General features: G+C 61.4%; 18 protein-coding genes and 1 tRNA gene. 10 read left to right on the top strand and 9 right to left on the bottom strand.

Features of this window, described 5'->3' with window-relative positions; all coding sequences use genetic code 11:
* Nucleotides 1-126 precede the first annotated feature (126 nt).
* Nucleotides 127-2268 carry a sodium-translocating pyrophosphatase gene (locus tag NKI08_RS13660; RefSeq protein WP_352501522.1) on the top strand — a complete coding sequence of 714 codons (2142 nt, stop codon included), beginning with the start codon at nt 127-129 and terminating at the stop codon, nt 2266-2268.
* A gap of 123 nt (nt 2269-2391) precedes the next feature.
* Here NKI08_RS13660 and NKI08_RS13655 read toward each other — a convergent pair whose 3' ends face one another.
* Complete coding sequence (locus tag NKI08_RS13655) at nt 2392-2925, bottom strand: outer membrane protein assembly factor BamE (RefSeq protein WP_352472003.1); 534 nt, start codon at nt 2923-2925, stop codon at nt 2392-2394.
* Between the two features lie 114 nt (nt 2926-3039).
* Here NKI08_RS13655 and NKI08_RS13650 point away from each other — a divergent pair, with 114 nt between their 5' ends.
* The 7 genes from NKI08_RS13650 to NKI08_RS13620 all read left to right on the top strand — a co-directional run bounded on the left by NKI08_RS13650 (nt 3040) and on the right by NKI08_RS13620 (nt 7974).
* Nucleotides 3040-3579, top strand: a complete 540-nt coding sequence (locus NKI08_RS13650) for a ubiquinol-cytochrome C chaperone family protein (RefSeq protein WP_352501523.1) — start codon at nt 3040-3042, stop codon at nt 3577-3579.
* A gap of 40 nt (nt 3580-3619) precedes the next feature.
* Entirely contained in the window at nt 3620-4168 is a 549-nt protein-coding gene (locus NKI08_RS13645) for a YceD family protein (RefSeq protein WP_352501524.1), read from the top strand.
* Nucleotides 4169-4291: 123 nt separating this feature from the next.
* Nucleotides 4292-5362: a phosphate acyltransferase PlsX gene (gene plsX / locus NKI08_RS13640; RefSeq protein ID WP_352472001.1), complete on the top strand. Its 1071-nt coding sequence runs from the start codon at nt 4292-4294 to the stop codon at nt 5360-5362.
* A gap of 9 nt (nt 5363-5371) precedes the next feature.
* Nucleotides 5372-6343 carry a beta-ketoacyl-ACP synthase III gene (locus NKI08_RS13635; RefSeq protein WP_352682037.1) on the top strand — a complete coding sequence of 324 codons (972 nt, stop codon included), beginning with the start codon at nt 5372-5374 and terminating at the stop codon, nt 6341-6343.
* 104 nt (nt 6344-6447) lie between these two features.
* Nucleotides 6448-6771, top strand: a complete 324-nt coding sequence (locus NKI08_RS13630) for an integration host factor subunit alpha (RefSeq protein WP_023717292.1) — start codon at nt 6448-6450, stop codon at nt 6769-6771.
* A 244-nt stretch (nt 6772-7015) separates the two neighbouring features.
* A complete protein-coding gene (locus tag NKI08_RS13625; RefSeq protein WP_352682035.1) occupies nt 7016-7558 on the top strand; it encodes a MerR family transcriptional regulator in 543 nt (180 codons plus the stop codon).
* Between the two features lie 74 nt (nt 7559-7632).
* Nucleotides 7633-7974, top strand: a complete 342-nt coding sequence (locus NKI08_RS13620; RefSeq protein WP_352501526.1) for a hypothetical protein — start codon at nt 7633-7635, stop codon at nt 7972-7974.
* Nucleotides 7975-8101: 127 nt separating this feature from the next.
* On the opposite strand, the gene NKI08_RS13615 is transcribed toward NKI08_RS13620, so the two are convergent.
* Nucleotides 8102-8293: a hypothetical protein gene (locus tag NKI08_RS13615; protein WP_352770048.1), complete on the bottom strand. Its 192-nt coding sequence runs from the start codon at nt 8291-8293 to the stop codon at nt 8102-8104.
* Nucleotides 8294-8610: 317 nt separating this feature from the next.
* Here NKI08_RS13615 and NKI08_RS13610 point away from each other — a divergent pair, with 317 nt between their 5' ends.
* Nucleotides 8611-8889 (top strand): helix-turn-helix domain-containing protein, encoded by a 279-nt coding sequence (locus NKI08_RS13610; protein WP_352646556.1) that lies wholly within the window; start codon nt 8611-8613, stop codon nt 8887-8889.
* A 113-nt stretch (nt 8890-9002) separates the two neighbouring features.
* Nucleotides 9003-9461: a YbaK/EbsC family protein gene (locus NKI08_RS13605; protein WP_352770045.1), complete on the top strand. Its 459-nt coding sequence runs from the start codon at nt 9003-9005 to the stop codon at nt 9459-9461.
* Nucleotides 9462-9499: 38 nt separating this feature from the next.
* On the opposite strand, the gene NKI08_RS13600 is transcribed toward NKI08_RS13605, so the two are convergent.
* The 7 genes from NKI08_RS13600 to NKI08_RS13570 all read right to left on the bottom strand — a co-directional run bounded on the left by NKI08_RS13600 (nt 9500) and on the right by NKI08_RS13570 (nt 15594).
* Nucleotides 9500-9694, bottom strand: a complete 195-nt coding sequence (locus tag NKI08_RS13600) for a hypothetical protein (RefSeq protein ID WP_023674517.1) — start codon at nt 9692-9694, stop codon at nt 9500-9502.
* Between the two features lie 147 nt (nt 9695-9841).
* Entirely contained in the window at nt 9842-10075 is a 234-nt protein-coding gene (locus NKI08_RS13595; protein WP_352471996.1) for a hypothetical protein, read from the bottom strand.
* 767 nt (nt 10076-10842) lie between these two features.
* Nucleotides 10843-10919 (bottom strand) — tRNA-Pro (locus NKI08_RS13590).
* 36 nt (nt 10920-10955) lie between these two features.
* Nucleotides 10956-12245: an O-antigen ligase family protein gene (locus tag NKI08_RS13585; protein ID WP_352770041.1), complete on the bottom strand. Its 1290-nt coding sequence runs from the start codon at nt 12243-12245 to the stop codon at nt 10956-10958.
* Nucleotides 12242-13777 carry an undecaprenyl-phosphate glucose phosphotransferase gene (locus NKI08_RS13580; RefSeq protein WP_352770039.1) on the bottom strand — a complete coding sequence of 512 codons (1536 nt, stop codon included), beginning with the start codon at nt 13775-13777 and terminating at the stop codon, nt 12242-12244. Before NKI08_RS13580 ends, NKI08_RS13585 begins: the two co-directional genes overlap by 4 nt.
* 116 nt (nt 13778-13893) lie before the next feature.
* Nucleotides 13894-15018, bottom strand: coding sequence for a glycosyltransferase family 4 protein (locus NKI08_RS13575; RefSeq protein WP_352770036.1), 1125 nt, complete (start codon nt 15016-15018; stop codon nt 13894-13896).
* 12 nt (nt 15019-15030) lie between these two features.
* Nucleotides 15031-15594 carry a polysaccharide biosynthesis/export family protein gene (locus NKI08_RS13570; RefSeq protein ID WP_352682029.1) on the bottom strand — a complete coding sequence of 188 codons (564 nt, stop codon included), beginning with the start codon at nt 15592-15594 and terminating at the stop codon, nt 15031-15033.
* Nucleotides 15595-15681 lie beyond the last annotated feature (87 nt).

The following is a 15681-nucleotide window of genomic DNA, read 5'->3' as shown; positions in this document are numbered from 1 at the left end:
ACGTTCCGAGCCCTGTTTCGCATAAGCCGCTGCGAAGGGACGGATTCCGGTTGCGGAAAATTCGTCCCCTGTCTCAACGGCCCGGGGAGGGGTTCTTTTGGGCCACCAATCGAGGAAAATTCGGCAATGACCATAATTTCAGCTGTCATCGCCTGCGGTCTGCTTTCAGTCCTTTACGCCATCTGGGCGACACGTTCGGTCCTCGCGGCCGATCAGGGCAATGCACGCATGCAGGAAATTTCCGCGGCCATCCGCGAAGGCGCTCAGGCTTATCTGGCGCGCCAGTACACCACCATCGCCATCGTCGGCGTCGTGGTCCTGCTGCTTGCCTGGTGGCTGCTTTCGATCACCGCCGCCATCGGCTTCCTGATCGGCGCCGTTCTATCGGGTGCCGCTGGCTTCATCGGCATGCACGTCTCGGTGCGCGCTAATGTGCGTACCGCGCAGGCGGCTTCCAACAGCCTCGCTGCCGGCCTCGAGATCGCCTTCAAGTCGGGCGCCATCACTGGCATGCTGGTTGCTGGCCTGGCCCTGCTCGGCGTCTCGATCTACTACCTGATCCTGACCCAGTTCATGGGTCTGCAGCCAAACGATCGCGTCGTCATCGACTCGCTTGTTTCGCTCGGCTTCGGCGCCTCGCTGATCTCGATCTTCGCCCGTCTCGGCGGCGGCATCTTCACCAAGGGCGCCGACGTCGGCGGCGATCTTGTCGGCAAGGTTGAAGCCGGCATTCCCGAGGACGATCCACGCAATCCGGCCACCATTGCCGACAACGTCGGCGACAATGTCGGCGATTGCGCCGGCATGGCCGCCGACCTGTTCGAGACCTATGCGGTGACCGTGGTCGCCACCATGGTCCTCGCCGCCATCTTCTTCGGTGGCACCGACGTTCTCGGCGCGGCCATGCTCTATCCGCTGGCCATCTGCGGCGCCTGCATTCTCACCTCGATCGTCGGCACTTTCTTCGTCAAGCTCGGTTCCAGCGGCTCGATCATGGGCGCGCTCTACAAGGGCCTGATCGTCACCGGCCTGCTGTCAATTGTCGGCCTTGCCGTGGCCACCTCGGCATGCATCGGCTGGGGTGAGATCGGCACCGTCGCCGGCATGACCATCACCGGCACGAACCTGTTCATCTGCGGCCTTGTCGGCCTTGCGGTGACCGGACTCATCGTGGTGATCACCGAATATTATACCGGCACCAACAAGCGTCCGGTGAACTCCATCGCCCAGGCCTCGGTCACCGGTCACGGCACCAATGTCATCCAGGGCCTCGCGGTCTCGCTGGAAGCGACGGCGTTACCGGCGATCGTCATCGTCGGCGGCATCATCTCGACATACCAGCTCGCCGGCCTCTACGGCACGGCGATCGCGGTGACGACGATGCTTGGCCTCGCCGGCATGATCGTCGCGCTCGATGCCTTCGGCCCGGTCACCGACAATGCCGGCGGCATTGCCGAAATGGCCGGCCTGCCCAAGGAAGTGCGCCAGTCAACCGACGCGCTCGACGCTGTCGGCAACACCACCAAGGCGGTAACCAAGGGCTACGCCATCGGTTCGGCCGGCCTCGGCGCGCTGGTGCTGTTCGCGGCCTACTCTAACGACCTGAAGTTCTTTGCCGCCAATGGCGACAAATACCCCTACTTCCAGGGTATGGGCGACGTCTCCTTCGACCTCTCCAATCCTTACGTCGTCGCCGGCCTGATCTTCGGTGGCCTGATCCCGTATCTGTTCGGCGGCATCGCCATGACCGCCGTCGGCCGCGCCGCGGGTGCTATCGTCCAGGAGGTGCGCAAGCAGTTCCGGGAGGATCCGGGCATCATGGCAGGCACCTCGAAGCCGAACTATGCGCGAGCCGTCGACCTTCTGACCAAGGCAGCGATCCGGGAGATGATCGTTCCGTCATTGCTGCCGGTGCTGGCGCCGCTGGTGGTCTATTTCGGCGTCCTCCTGATCTCCGGTTCGAAGGCATCCGCCTTTGCCGCGCTCGGCGCCTCGCTGCTCGGCGTCATCGTCAACGGCCTGTTCGTCGCCATCTCGATGACCTCCGGCGGCGGCGCCTGGGACAACGCCAAGAAGTCGTTCGAAGATGGTTTCGTCGACAAGGACGGCCTCAAGCACATCAAGGGCTCCGAAGCGCACAAGGCTTCGGTGACCGGCGACACGGTCGGCGATCCCTACAAGGATACTGCCGGCCCAGCGGTCAACCCGGCGATCAAGATCACCAACATCGTCGCGCTGCTGTTGCTGGCCGTTCTCGCGCACGGCTAAGCTCGGCCGCTATGGCCTTAAAACAAAACCCGCGGGATCGCTCCCGCGGGTTCTTCATTGCCTGAGATATGCCGCTTACAGGGAAGCGAAAGGAATGGAAGGAAGCCGACACCCTCGGGTGGATCAGCTGCCGCCGAGCGTGCTGCCGCCGCTGGCGCCGGGAATACCAGGCGCCAGCTTGCTGGCGCCACTGATGATCTGGCTGAGGAAGTTCTGGTCCTTGCCGCCGGTCGGCGTGGTGCGCGAGATGAAGTCGAACACCTTGCCGTCTTTCAAGCCGTAATTGGCGATCTGGGTGACGCGCCCGTCATCGCCAAAATAGACCGCCAGCACATGCTGGTCGACCAGCCGCGGCTTGTCGAAGGCGACATAGCGCTTGCGCGTCTGCGAAATGTAATAAAAGGCCTCGTTATCGAAGGTCGCCTTCGTCGAGGGAGTGCCGAGCGCCAGCAGCACCTGTTCGCGGCTTGAGCCGACCGGCACCAGGTCGATCGCCTGCTGGTCTATGACGTAGCCTTGCGTCAGCGTCTCGCTCGGATTGAGATCGCCGATCATCTTGGACGAATTGCAGGCGGAAAGTGCCGCAGCGATCACCAGCAGCGAAACCGCACCGCCGGGCTTGGGCAGGAAAGTCGACTTGAATTTCAGCGCGCGCAACTACAACTCCATAAGCTGGCCGCAACTTGCGCTGGGCCGCAAAACCGGTAAACCAGCTTGCTTGCCGATGCAACAAGGCCACTTCAACAAACGGTCCCGGGAGACCACCCTCAAATGTTCCAGCGCCTCTTTGGCCGCGAACGACATGCCAACCGCGCCATCACCGAGGCGCTTTACGCACAAATCGTGGCGGCGGCGCGGCAAACGGTGTTTTATTCCGCCTGGAACGTACCGGACACGCCGCTCGGCCGCTTCGAGATGCTGTCGTTGCACATGTTCCTGTTTCAGCACCGGTTGCGAGGCGAGGGCGGTGCTGCGGCAGAGGTTGCGCAGGTGCTGATCGACGAGTTCTTCATGGATGTCGAACATTCGTTGCGTGAATTGGGCATTGGCGACGTCGGCGTGCCGAAGCGAATGCGGAAACTCGCGAAAATGTTCTATGGCCGTACCGCCGCCTATGATGATGCGCTGCAAAGAAATGACCATGATGCACTCGCCGTCGCCCTTGCCCGCAATGTCAGGCCGGATGCCGGCGCCTGGCCGCAAGCGTCGCAACTGGCACTCTATGCCGCCGATGCATCAAGGCAACTCGCGGAACAGCCGACCGAATCGATCGTTTCCGGAACGGTGTCATTTCCCGTGGCCAACGCTTGAGCGACGGCAGGCCGATGAAGGTGGCGAAGTGGAGGCGAAGATGAAATACCCTGATACCCACAGCCCAGTGTCATTCCTGGCAAATGTCGCCCGGCTGCCGCAAAAGGGGCTGCCGGTGGTGATCGATGCCGACGCTGGCCAGCGCGCCCTGCTGGCCGTCGAGCACGAGCTGCTTTCGGTCGAGAACTATCGCGCCGAACTCCTGGTCGAGCCCTGGAAACGCAACGGGGTGAAAGTCAGCGGCCATGTTGAGGCCGATATAACGCAGGCCTGCATCGTCACCCTCGACCCGGTCGAGGCGCATATCGACGAGCCGGTCGAAGCGCTGTTCCTGCCGGAGCAATCCAAGCTCGGGCGGCAAGGTTTCGACGGCGGCGGTGAGATCCTGCTCGACGCCGAAGGCCCGGACAGCCCGGAAACCTTTTCCGGCGATGCGATCGACGTCGGGGCGCTTGCCGAGCAGTTCTTTGGCTTGGCGATCGATCCATATCCGCGCAAGCCGGGTGTATCGCTGGAGGCCGCCGGCGATGCCGAGCCTGTGGAGAATGAATTCCAGCAAAAGCTCAGATCACTGTTGGGAAAATCCTGATGGCTGACCCAATTTGAGAAAAGTTGGTTGTGCGGCAGCCCAAAACCGTTATTTTCGCCGAACCTTCGCGAGCCCCGCACCTTGGCAAGCCCGCTGGCCAATCAACCGTGAGATGAACACCGCGTGATCAGGATTTCCATCGATGCCATGGGCGGCGATCACGGGCCAAGCGTGGTGATCCCGGCGCTCATGACTGTCGCCACCCGCCGTCCGGATATACGCTTCGTCATTTATGGGCGCGAAGAAGTGGTACGGCCCGAACTCGCCAAATTCCCCAAGCTGGCGGAAGTGAGTGAGTTCGTGCACTGCGAGATCGCAGTGCGGATGGACGACAAGCCGAGCCAGGCGCTGCGCCATGGCCGCTGGAAGTCATCGATGTGGAAGGCCGTCGAGGCGGTCAAGGCAGGCACTGCCGACGCCTGCATCTCGGCCGGCAATACCGGCGCGCTGATGGCAATGTCCAGATTCTGCCTTCGCACCATGGCGACCATCGATCGCCCGGCAATCGCGGCGCTCTGGCCGACATTGCGCGGCGAGAGCGTGGTGCTGGACGTCGGCGCCACCATTGGCGCGGATGCGCATCAACTGGTTGACTTTGCCATTCTGGGCACCGGCATGGCGCGCTCGGTTTTCGGCATCGAACGGCCGAGCGTCGGGCTGCTCAATGTCGGCGTCGAGGAGATCAAGGGTCAGGAAGAGGTCAAGGAGGCGGGTCGTATGTTGCGCGAGGCCAACATGGCCTCGATGAACTACCATGGCTTTGTCGAGGGTGACGACATCGGCAAGGGCAGTGTCGACGTCGTCGTTACCGAGGGATTTGCCGGCAACATCGCGCTGAAGACGGCGGAAGGCACCGTTAGGCAGATCGCCGGCTATCTGCGCGCGGCGATGAACCGGACGCTGATGGCCAGGATCGGCTATATCTTCGCCAAGACCGCCTTCGATCGCCTGCGCGAGAAGATGGATGTCGGCCGCTCCAATGGCGGCGTCTTCCTCGGATTGAACGGCATCGTGGTGAAGAGCCATGGCGGGGCTGATTCGGATGGCTTCGCGGCGGCGATCGAGCTTGGCTACGACATGGTGCGCAACAATCTGCTTGACCGCATCGAAGCCGATCTCGACCTGTTCCATGCCCGCAATCCGAATGCCCAGACAATCCGGAAATCCGACGTCGTCATCGACGCAAAGGAATAGGAAAGAGCATTGATCAGATCCGTCGTGCGTGGCACGGGCGCCGCGCTGCCCCGCCGCATTATGAAGAATGCCGATTTCGAAGGCATGGTCGAGACGTCGGACGAGTGGATCGTCCAGCGCACCGGCATTCGCCAGCGCCACATTGCGGCCGACGACGAGACGACGGCCTCGCTGGGCGAGGCGGCAGCGCGCGCGGCCCTCGACAGCGCCGGCCTGACGGCTGACGATATCGACCTGATCGTGCTGGCGACCTCGACGCCGAACAACACCTTTCCCGCGACCGCGGTCGAGATCCAGAACCGGCTCGGCATGCACCACGGTTTTGCCTTCGACCTGCAGGCGGTCTGCTCCGGCTTCGTCTATGCAGTGACGACCGCCGACCTCTATATCCGCGGCGGCTTGGCCAGACGGGTACTGGTGATCGGCTCGGAAACATTTTCGCGTATTCTCGACTGGAACGACCGCTCGACCTGCGTTTTGTTCGGCGACGGCGCCGGCGCGATGGTGCTGGAAGCAGGCACGGGGGCAGGCGGCATCGCCGACCGAGGCGTTCTGGCGGCCAGCCTGCGCTCCGACGGCATCCACAAGGACAAGCTTTTTGTCGACGGTGGGCCGTCGACCACCGGAACGGTCGGGCACCTCAGGATGGAAGGCCGCGAAGTGTTCAAGCATGCGGTCGGCATGATCACCGACGTCATCGAGGCGACGTTCGCACAGGCCGGCATCGGCGCCGCCGATCTCGACTGGTTCGTGCCGCATCAAGCCAATAAACGAATTATTGACGCTTCGGCCAAAAAGCTCGGGATAGAGGAGCGGAAGGTGGTGGTGACCGTCGATTTGCACGGTAATACCTCGGCGGCTTCCGTGCCGCTGGCACTGTCCGCAGCCGTCGCCGACGGTCGCATCAGAAAGGGTGACCTGGTACTGCTCGAGGCGATGGGCGGCGGCTTCACCTGGGGTGCCGTCCTGCTCCGCTGGTAAGTGCCGAACTATCGGGTTCGGGTCCTTGACCTTGACGGATCAATTACTTAGGTTCTGCCGTTGCTTGTATCGATTTATGTTTTTGAGCTGATGGGACGGTTCGTATGGGGGGAAAGACACTTACGCGCGCCGACCTCGCCGAAGCCGTTTACCGCAAGGTTGGGCTGTCACGTACTGAATCGGCCGAGCTTGTCGAGGCGGTGCTGAATGAGATCTGCGAGGCGATCGTTCGCGGCGAGACGGTGAAGCTGTCGTCCTTCGCGACCTTCCACGTCCGCTCCAAGAACGAGCGCATCGGGCGCAATCCCAAGACCGGTGAGGAAGTGCCGATCCTGCCGCGCCGGGTGATGACCTTCAAGTCGTCGAACGTACTGAAGAACCGTATCCTGCGCTCCCATCAAAACAGCAAAGCCAAGGGTAGCAAGTAGCCGCCCATCCCCCTTTGCCAAGAATCATGCTCCAGGCTTCGGTTGAAAAATGAACCCGGCTTTTGCGCCGGGCTTGAATATTGTTTCATAAACCGCTGAAATAAGATGCGATTCGGTAGGCCGGATCGGTATTTGGGTGTGATCCGTTCCGCCGGGACGGAAAGCTGCTCTCTTTGTTAAGCGTGATGTCGCCCGAACCCGGTTCCCGCCTTTCGCGATAATGCTCTAGCGTGAGGATTCGTCCATGGACAAGAGCCCTGATGCTTTCCGCACCATCAGCGAGGTCGCGGAGGATCTGGATTTGCCGCAGCACGTGCTGCGTTTCTGGGAGACGCGTTTCAACCAGATCAAGCCGATGAAGCGCGGCGGCGGCCGCCGCTACTACCGTCCGCAGGACGTCGAACTGATCAAGGGTATTCGTCATATGCTCTACGACCAGGGCTATACGATCAAGGGCGTGCAGAAGCTGTTGCGCGAGAACGGCAACCAGTTTCTGATCGCCGTCGGCAGTGGCGACATGGCGGCGGTCGAGGCGATCTCGCAGCGCCGACAGGCCGACACGGTACCGCTGACGCAAGCGGCGCAGCCGCGCGGCCCGGACGACGAAATGCTGGTTGGCCAGCCGAGGGTGAAACCCAGCCGTCGTTTTTTCGGTATGGGCAAGACCGACGAGGAAGGTCCGGTTCCGCCGGACACGTCAAAACTTTCCCGTGACAATCGCGCGTTGCTGCAGGAGGCGCTGTTCGACCTCCTGGAATGCAAGCGCCTGCTCGATCAGGTTCGCTAGAGCCCGCCGGGTTGACCGGAACGGTCTTCAGGGTCATGCGTTAGGCTTCCTTCTGCAGATGAAGGAAGCACGTCATGGCATCGCTTTCGAGCATCTCCGACACCGATCTCAACAAGCAGGTCGCGGCCTTGGCCAGGGAACTGGCCACCTTGAAGAAAGCCGTGTTGAAGCAGGGCGGCGCCTTTTACGAAGACGGGCGCGATACCGCGTCGGATTACTATTCGGATATCACTGAGCGGCTCGGCAACGCCTTGCCGGCAATCAGAAGGCAAGGCCGGGCGATCGAGAAGACCGCCCGAGATCACCCGGCGACGGCGGCCGCTGTCGGGCTGGTTCTGGTCGGGCTTGTCGCCAGTCTGTTCCTCGGCGGCCGGCAGCAAAACGCGCCGCGAGCGCGTTCAAGGTCGGCACGTTAAGAAAAGCAAATGGCGGTGGTCAGCGGACCGCCGCCATTTTTCGCCGACACGGCAAACCCGGCAAGCGCGCCGCCCTTGATCCAGGACCAGAACGCCTGATTGCGGGTTGTTCGCCCGAGGGTGTTTTTCAGTACTTCTTCGCGACAATGTTCTTGTGATGGTGGCGGTAATGGTGGACGCGGTGATGGTAGTGATGGCGGTGATGCTTCTTGACGGTGGTGTGCATCGTCGTCGCATTCGCGCTGCTTGCGCCGATGATCGGCATCGAGAGGGCAAGTGCGATTGCAAGTCCAAGGGCGGAGAGAAGAGGCTTCTTCATGACATCGTTTCCTTTTTGCGCAGGCGGAATTTGAGCGTCACTGATTCAGGTCGGTGACTCGAGCGCTGCGGTTGGGACTATCGCCTTGGAGTTTTTCGGCAGTTTTTCCGGCCTGTAGAATTTCGTTTCCGAACTGTGTCTGCTGACGATCCGGCCAGATGTCAGCTCGCCGGCATCCGCCATCCATTCCGGCGTCGGTTCACGATGCCGTGACGCTATCTTTGATGCTTGGCAAATCACCGGCGAGCGGGCATTCTCCCGATCGTCTCAGGCAACAACATGATTTGATCTAACTCTTTCATCCCACGGAGTTGCCAATGCCCCAAATAGCAAAACGCGAACCTTACTCCGAACTGGCGGCGAGCGCGGTTACGCCTGAACGCAGTGCCGTCCGAACCGCCCGGGAAGCCCGTGGATACAGCATCGAAGAGCTGTCCCTGGCGTGCGGGCTGGCAGCCTATGAGATTGCCGACGTTGAAAGCGGCAAGGATGCCGATCCCTCGAAACGTCGGCGTATTGCCTCCGCGCTTCAATTTCCGGAAAGCGCTCTGTTTGACGAAGCCGTGTTGCCTGCCAAAAGGCGATCCGTGTCGTAGCGACGTGTCATGCTTCCACGAGCTCGCCATGGGTCGCCCTGGCGGGCTTCGTTTTTTCGGCCACTAGTGGACTTGACGGCCGCCACGGCGACGCCAGACGGAAATTGCTGGAGATGAGCCTCGAATCCGTTCGCGCCTTCTTCGCCGCACACGCGCCCGACATTGACGTCATCGTCACGGAGGCAAGCTCGGCGACGGTGGCTCTGGCCGCCGAAGCGCATGGCGTGGCGCCGGCGCAGATTGCCAAGACGATCTGCTTGCGCGCCGGCGACCAGACGATGCTGATCGTGGCCAGCGGGATCTCCAGGCTGGACAATCGCAAATTCAAGGACCGGTTTGGTGGCAAGGCGCGAATGCTGGACGCCGACCAGGTGCTCGCCGCGACCAACCATCCCGTCGGTGGGGTGTGCCCGTTCGGCCTACCGGCGCCGCTCCCGGTCTACTGCGACATCTCGCTGCGCGCCTTTGACGAGGTCGTCCCGGCGGCAGGCGCGACGAATGCCGCCGTGCGGCTCAGCCCGCAACGCCTGGCCGAACTCGTCGACGCCGAGTGGGTGGATGTGTGCCAGTAGCGATTTATCCGGGTCGTGGAATCCGCTGAGCGTTACCGCTACTCGGTCTTCTGTGGCTCTTCTTTCTTGATCGTCTGAGCGTCCGTGACAGTCGACATATCGGCCTTCTCGACGCTTGCTGTCTTCGTCTGCGTGTCGACCGATGCCTGAACCTTGGAATGCGCGGGGCAATCCGCAGAGGCAGCTGATATGGACATGGTCAGTGCCGCGGCTATTGCGAGGAATGTCTTCATGATCATTCTCCTCTTTCGTTCGATGGGTAAAGTTAGCCCGTCTGGCACCGACCGCAAAATCACATTTGTTCACACGCGCTCCTGCGCACACGGAAGCCGACGCTGGGCCAGTGATTCAAATGGCTGCGCGGATAGCCGCTTGCCGTATCAAGGCCCACTGGCTCCGGCCGGAGGATTTTTGGCGTTAAAGATCTCGCCGCTCAGAGCCAGTCTCAAATCTTCGGCGCTGAGCTGACCACTTTCAAATAAATCCATCACTCTGCGGCCGAGCACTTCTCTGCCTGGATCTCCATCAGCGAGGCCTAGTTCACGGCATCGGGCATCAAGTGCCTTGGTCAACATGGTCAGCTCGGCAGGACAGGCAACTCCTTGAAGCGACATTGCATCTCTCCCGAAAAGGGCGAAAGCGCGTGGCATCTTCGTAGCGTCCGCTCGCCCTTACAACTGCGGACGACGGCAATTCAACTAGAGCCAACCTTTTTCGAACTCAACATTCAAACGTACCAAAACGCCGCGCGCTCCAATGCGAGGATCCTGCTACAATACGGTATGGCCGTCCGAATAGCGGTTGTCCTCGCGCTTCTTTTCGCCTTCGCCTACGGTTTCGCAAAACTCGCGGAACATTATCGCAGCGTTGGCGACAGGCCCTCTCCGTGTGAAGAATTGCCCTATCCTGATTGTCCTGACCAAAAAGCTCCTCCCCGGGAAGAAACTGAGCCTTGAGCGCGCGCCTGTTCAGGCCAGGCCAGCCGTCGGGATTGAATTAGTTCTTTCCAACCGACGGTTGGTGGACGCATTGTAGCTGATGCGCCTAGGGTTCAGTACGATCCGCGCGCACCGGGCATGCCCAACCCCCGAGTCACCCCTGCCTGATGCAAGGCGCCTGATCGAGTCCCGCCGTTCTGGCATGTGCGGCGGGACCTTTTCTCACGATAAAGGTTGGCGTACGCAGCAAAGCTTACCTAGCCATTACCGCGCGGTTTCTCGGTGGGCTTCTGGCTAGACGCCAGCCTCCGTGCCTCGCGCACGAGTGATGCGTGATCGGTTCCCTCGATGAGATCACGCCTGCGTATGTTGCGCTGCTGCAGTGCGGCTATCGTCTGTACAGCCAGTTTTGGGGGAAAACTGGCTAAGCCTTTGGATTTTAATGGTCGGAGTGGCCGGATTCGAACCGACGACCCCTTGACCCCCAGTCAAGTGCGCTACCGGGCTGCGCTACACTCCGGACCGGTCGCGATGTATCGTGATAGACCGGGTCCGGTCAACCGAATTCGGTTGCTGTCCTGCCTGAGGCAACCGCGACGGGGATTGCCGGTCGCTGCGTCGCCCGCAACTGCCACTGGTGGCGGTATTCGAGCGCGATGGCACCCCAGATCAAGCCGAGCAGCAGGTAGACATGGCGCCAGTGGTCGATGTCGATGAAGGTGCCGAGCCCGATATTGCCGATGAAGGCGACGTAGGCGCATAGAAGATAAGGCTGCCACGGCCGGTCGCGCAGCAGAATGCGGAAGCCGGCGGCGATCGTCCAGCACGTCAGCGTCAGGAACGACACGAAGCCGAGCCAGCCGTAATCCATCAGCATCTTCAGCCAGATGTCGTGCGTGTCCTCGCCGAAGATCTTGCCGAAGACGAGCGGGCCGATGCCGAACGGATGCTCCAGTGCCATCTGAAAGCCGATCGTATAGCGGGCGAAGCGGCCGAGCCGGGCGGTGTCGTAGCTTTGTTCGAACTGTGCGCGGTTCGAGAACATCTCGGCGACGCCTGGCAGTTGCAGGATGACGATCATTGCGATGACCAGCAGTCCGACGGCGGCGATGGTCATGACGACGACGCGCAGCCTGAACTTGCCGCTGGCGCTCTGCAGGAACAAGGCACCGGTCAAAAGGATCGCCGAAACGGCGAACATGCCCCAGGCGCCGCGCGAAAAGGAAAAGAAGATGCCGGCGGTGATGATCAGCAGCGGCATAGCCAATAGAGGCATGCGCGCGACCGAGCCGGTAAGCAGCAGATAGAGCAGGTAGATGCCCGGCAGCACCAGGAACGGACCGAACACGTTCGGGTCCTGGAAGGCGCCGGCGGCACGGTCGTATTTGGTGAAGATCTCCGCTCCTGGAAAGGCATGGAAATAGCCGGCTATGCCGACCAGCGAAGTCAGCATCGCCGACACCACATAGGCGACGAAGATCACCCGGTAGAGACTGGGCCGGACCGCCGTTACCGAAGCGAAAAAAACCGCGGTTAAGGCCAGGAACAGCGAGACGGCGAGATAGAGCGGCGTGCCGGCGAGGTCCGACATCTGCGTCATCGAGATCATGCCGCCGATGTTCATGATCACCAGCAGCACCAGCAGCGGCACCGCCGCGCGTTGTATGCGCAGGCCGAACAAGGGCCACACCACGATCAGCCCGACCATATAGAGGTCGTATGGCGCCGGTTCATCGATGACGAAGCCCGACAGGGAAACACCGAGGAAAACCGCCCCCGAAGCAATCAATGCAATCAGCTTGGCGTTGACCGCCGTCGCGGGCAATTCATAGGCCGTCGCGCTCAATACGCGTTTTCCGTATTGAGCAGGCGGATCGGCGTCAGGAACAGGATTCTGAGGTCGAACAAGAGCGACCAGTTCTCGATGTAATAGAGGTCGTATTCCGTCCGCATGCGAATCTTCTCGTTGGTGTCCATCTCGCCGCGCCAGCCATTGATCTGCGCCCAGCCGGTCACACCGGGTTTGACCTTGTGGCGAGCGAAATAGCCGTCGACCACTTCATTGTAGAGGAGGTTGTGCGACTGCGCGGCAATGGCGTGCGGGCGCGGCCCGACCAGCGACAGCGAACCGAACAGCGAATTGAAGAACTGCGGCAGTTCGTCGACCGAGGTCTTGCGGATGAAGCGGCCGACGCGGGTGACGCGCGGATCGTTCTTGGTCACGGTCTGTTTGGCCGTCGGGTCCGCCTTGTCGGTATACATCGAACGGAACTTGTAGACGTCGATGATCTCGTTGTTGAAGCCGTGCCGCTTCTGATGGAACAGCACCGGCCCCTTGCTGTCGAGTTTGATCGCGATTGCGGTCGCCAGCATCACCGGCGAGAACACGATGATGCCGATGATCGAAAAGACAATGTCGAAGGCGCGCTTGGCGACCGAATCCCAGTCGTTGATCGGCTTGTCGAAGATATCGAGCATCGGCACCGAGCCGATGTAGGAATAGGCGCGCGGCCTGAACTGCAGAGCGTTCGAATGCGCCGATAGCCGGATGTCGACCGGCAGCACCCACAGCTTCTTCAATAACTGCAGCACGCGCGATTCAGCGGTTAGCGGCAGCGATACGATCAGCATGTCGATGCGCGCGATGCGGGCAAATTCGATGAGTTCGGAAATTGTGCCGAGCTTGGGATAACCGGCGACAACCGGCGGCGACCGCTTGTCGCCGCGGTCGTCGAAGATGCCGCAGATGCGGATGTCGTTGTAGGGCTGCCTTTCGACCGAGCGGATCAATACCTCCGCCGCCTTGCCGCCGCCGACGATGACGGCCCGGCGCTCCATCCGCCCGTCGCGCGCCCAGCGCCGGATCAGCTTCGACATCACCAGGCGGAGACCCAGGATCAGCACGAAACCGACGACGAACCATGTGCCGAAGAGCAGGCGCGAATAGTCTTCCGACATTTTCATGGTGAAGGCGGTGAGCGCCATCAAGGCGAATGTTCCGGCCCAGACCAGCAGGAGACGGCCGAAATTGGCGATCGGCCGCATCAGCGCGACGATCTGGTAGCGGTCGGTGACGTCGAACAGAACGACCGCGAGGAACGAAGTGGCGGCGATCGTCAGTGAGTATTGCCAGGCAAGATAGTTGAAAAAGCCGACATAATAGAAATAGACGGCAAGACCTGACACCAACAGCAGCGCGAATTCCACCATGCGCAGGACGCCGCTCACCATGATCGGCGACATCGTATCGCGCCGGTATTGCGAGGCGACCTGGCGGGCAACATCGTTCATGCCGCCGGCCGTATTGTTCTCGGCAGGGGCGTCGAATTTGCGCACCGCGTCTAGCGAAAAACGGCGCGCTGGGTCGATTTCGTTCATGGGGCGTCCGCAGGTTTCCCTCAGGTGAATAGCAAAAGAGAGCTAAGAAACCCTTGAAACAACGGATGGCTTTGGAGACGCTTTCACCAGGAGCAGCCCGGTGGAAACCCGTTGTTCTATTTTTTGAGCGCGGCGAAATAGGCCTTTTCGATTTCGGCGGCCATTACATCGGCGCCGAAGCGTGCCTTGAGGTCGGCGAGGCCGGGCATCAGGCCTTTGTAGGTGTCGAGATCGGCCAATGCGGCGCTTATCTTGTCGCCAAGTTCGCGCGGGTCGGGCCGGATCAGGACAGGCGAGCCGGTGTCGAAGATTTCCGGTATGCCGCCGACCGCCGTCGCGATGATCGGCTTGCCGGCGGCGAGCGCTTCCAGAACTATATAGGGCATGGCTTCCGCGCGCGAGGGAACGACGACCAGTTCGGCCAGCTTGAAGGCGAGCCTGGCCGGCATCGGCGCCAGGAAGCTGACCTCGAGGCCGAGCTGATCTACCTGGGCGCGATAGCGCGCCAGGTCGTCGCCGTCGCCGACCATCAGCGCTTTCAATGGGCGGCCGAGCCGTGTCGCGGCTAGCCCCAGCGCATCGATGAAGATGTCCGGGCCCTTGAGATCGCGCATCATGCCGATATAGAGGAGGTCAACCGCATTGTGCTCGGTCCGCACCGGCTCGAACTCGGCGGCGCGCAGGCCGTTGTGGACGAGAGCGTTCGGAATGGGCGGCTCGCCGACCTTCCTGCGATAAGTCCGCCGCTCATAATCGGAAACAAACAGCAGGCAATCGGTGAAGCGAGCCATGAAGCGCTCGAGCGCGAAGAACAGCTTCCCCATGGCGGTGGTCTCGTCATAGTGAAGCGAGCCGCCATGCGGCGAATAAAGGCGGGCTACGCGAGACCTGGATACCCGTAACAATGAGCCGAACAGACGGGCATAGGCGCCACCTTTGGCGCCATGCCCGTGCAGCACGTCCGGCCGCAATTCTTTTATGATCCTATAGGTGCGCCGGGCCGAGGCGAGATCGCCTGGCCCGACATGCCGCTGCATCGGGGTGCGGTGAATGCCGAGCGCCAGGCTGCCTTTCATCTGTTCGAACAGCCGTTCCTCGAAATCGCCGCCCGTCGTCGAATCGCAGACGATGCCGACGGCATGGCCGGCGGCGACCTGAGCCTCGGTCAGGTCGCGCACATGCCGGAAGATGCCTCCGACCGGTGAGCGAAAGCAGTGGACGATCCTGAGTGTGTCCGCCACTTTGTCAGCACATCAAAACAGGCGTTCGCGAACATAGACTGTATCGCCGGGCAGCAGCGGGTCGGAGATCACCACGCGTCCGGTTATCACCTTGCCGTTGATGTCGCGGGTAATATCGACGCTTTCCTGGTTGGCGCGTGGCGTGAACCCGCCGGCGATGGCGACGGCTTTCTGCACGGTCAGGCCTGGAACGTAGGAATACTGCCCCGCCGCACCCACTTCACCCATGACGAAGATCGGCCGGTAGCGATCGATTTCTACCGAAACATCGGGATCCCGCAAATAACCCTGGCGCAGTTTCTCGGCGATCTCGCTTTCAAGCTGTTGGGCGGTGTGGCCGCGCGCCGGCACGTTGCCAACGAGCGGCAGCGAGAGATAGCCGGACTGATCGACGCTGTAGGTATTGGTCAGTCCTTCCTGCTCGAACACGGTTACGCGGACGCGGTCGCCGGCGCCGAGGCGATAGGGCTGGTCGAGAACTTCATGGAATGCGGCCGGCGTCGGCCGGTAGCTGGAGCAGCCCGAAAGCATCGATACGGCAAGCAGCGCGCGGAAAAGGGGAGCAGTGCTTTTCATGAGCGGACACGTACCTTTGAATAGCCGGCGACTCTGCGGCAAACCTTAACGATCGAGCTCGGTTATCATCCTGTTAGGGTTAATGGC

Source organism: Mesorhizobium sp. M0768, from assembly GCF_040320195.1.
Lineage (GTDB): Bacteria > Pseudomonadota > Alphaproteobacteria > Rhizobiales > Rhizobiaceae > Mesorhizobium.
This window is presented reverse-complemented; position numbering and strand designations above follow the sequence as displayed.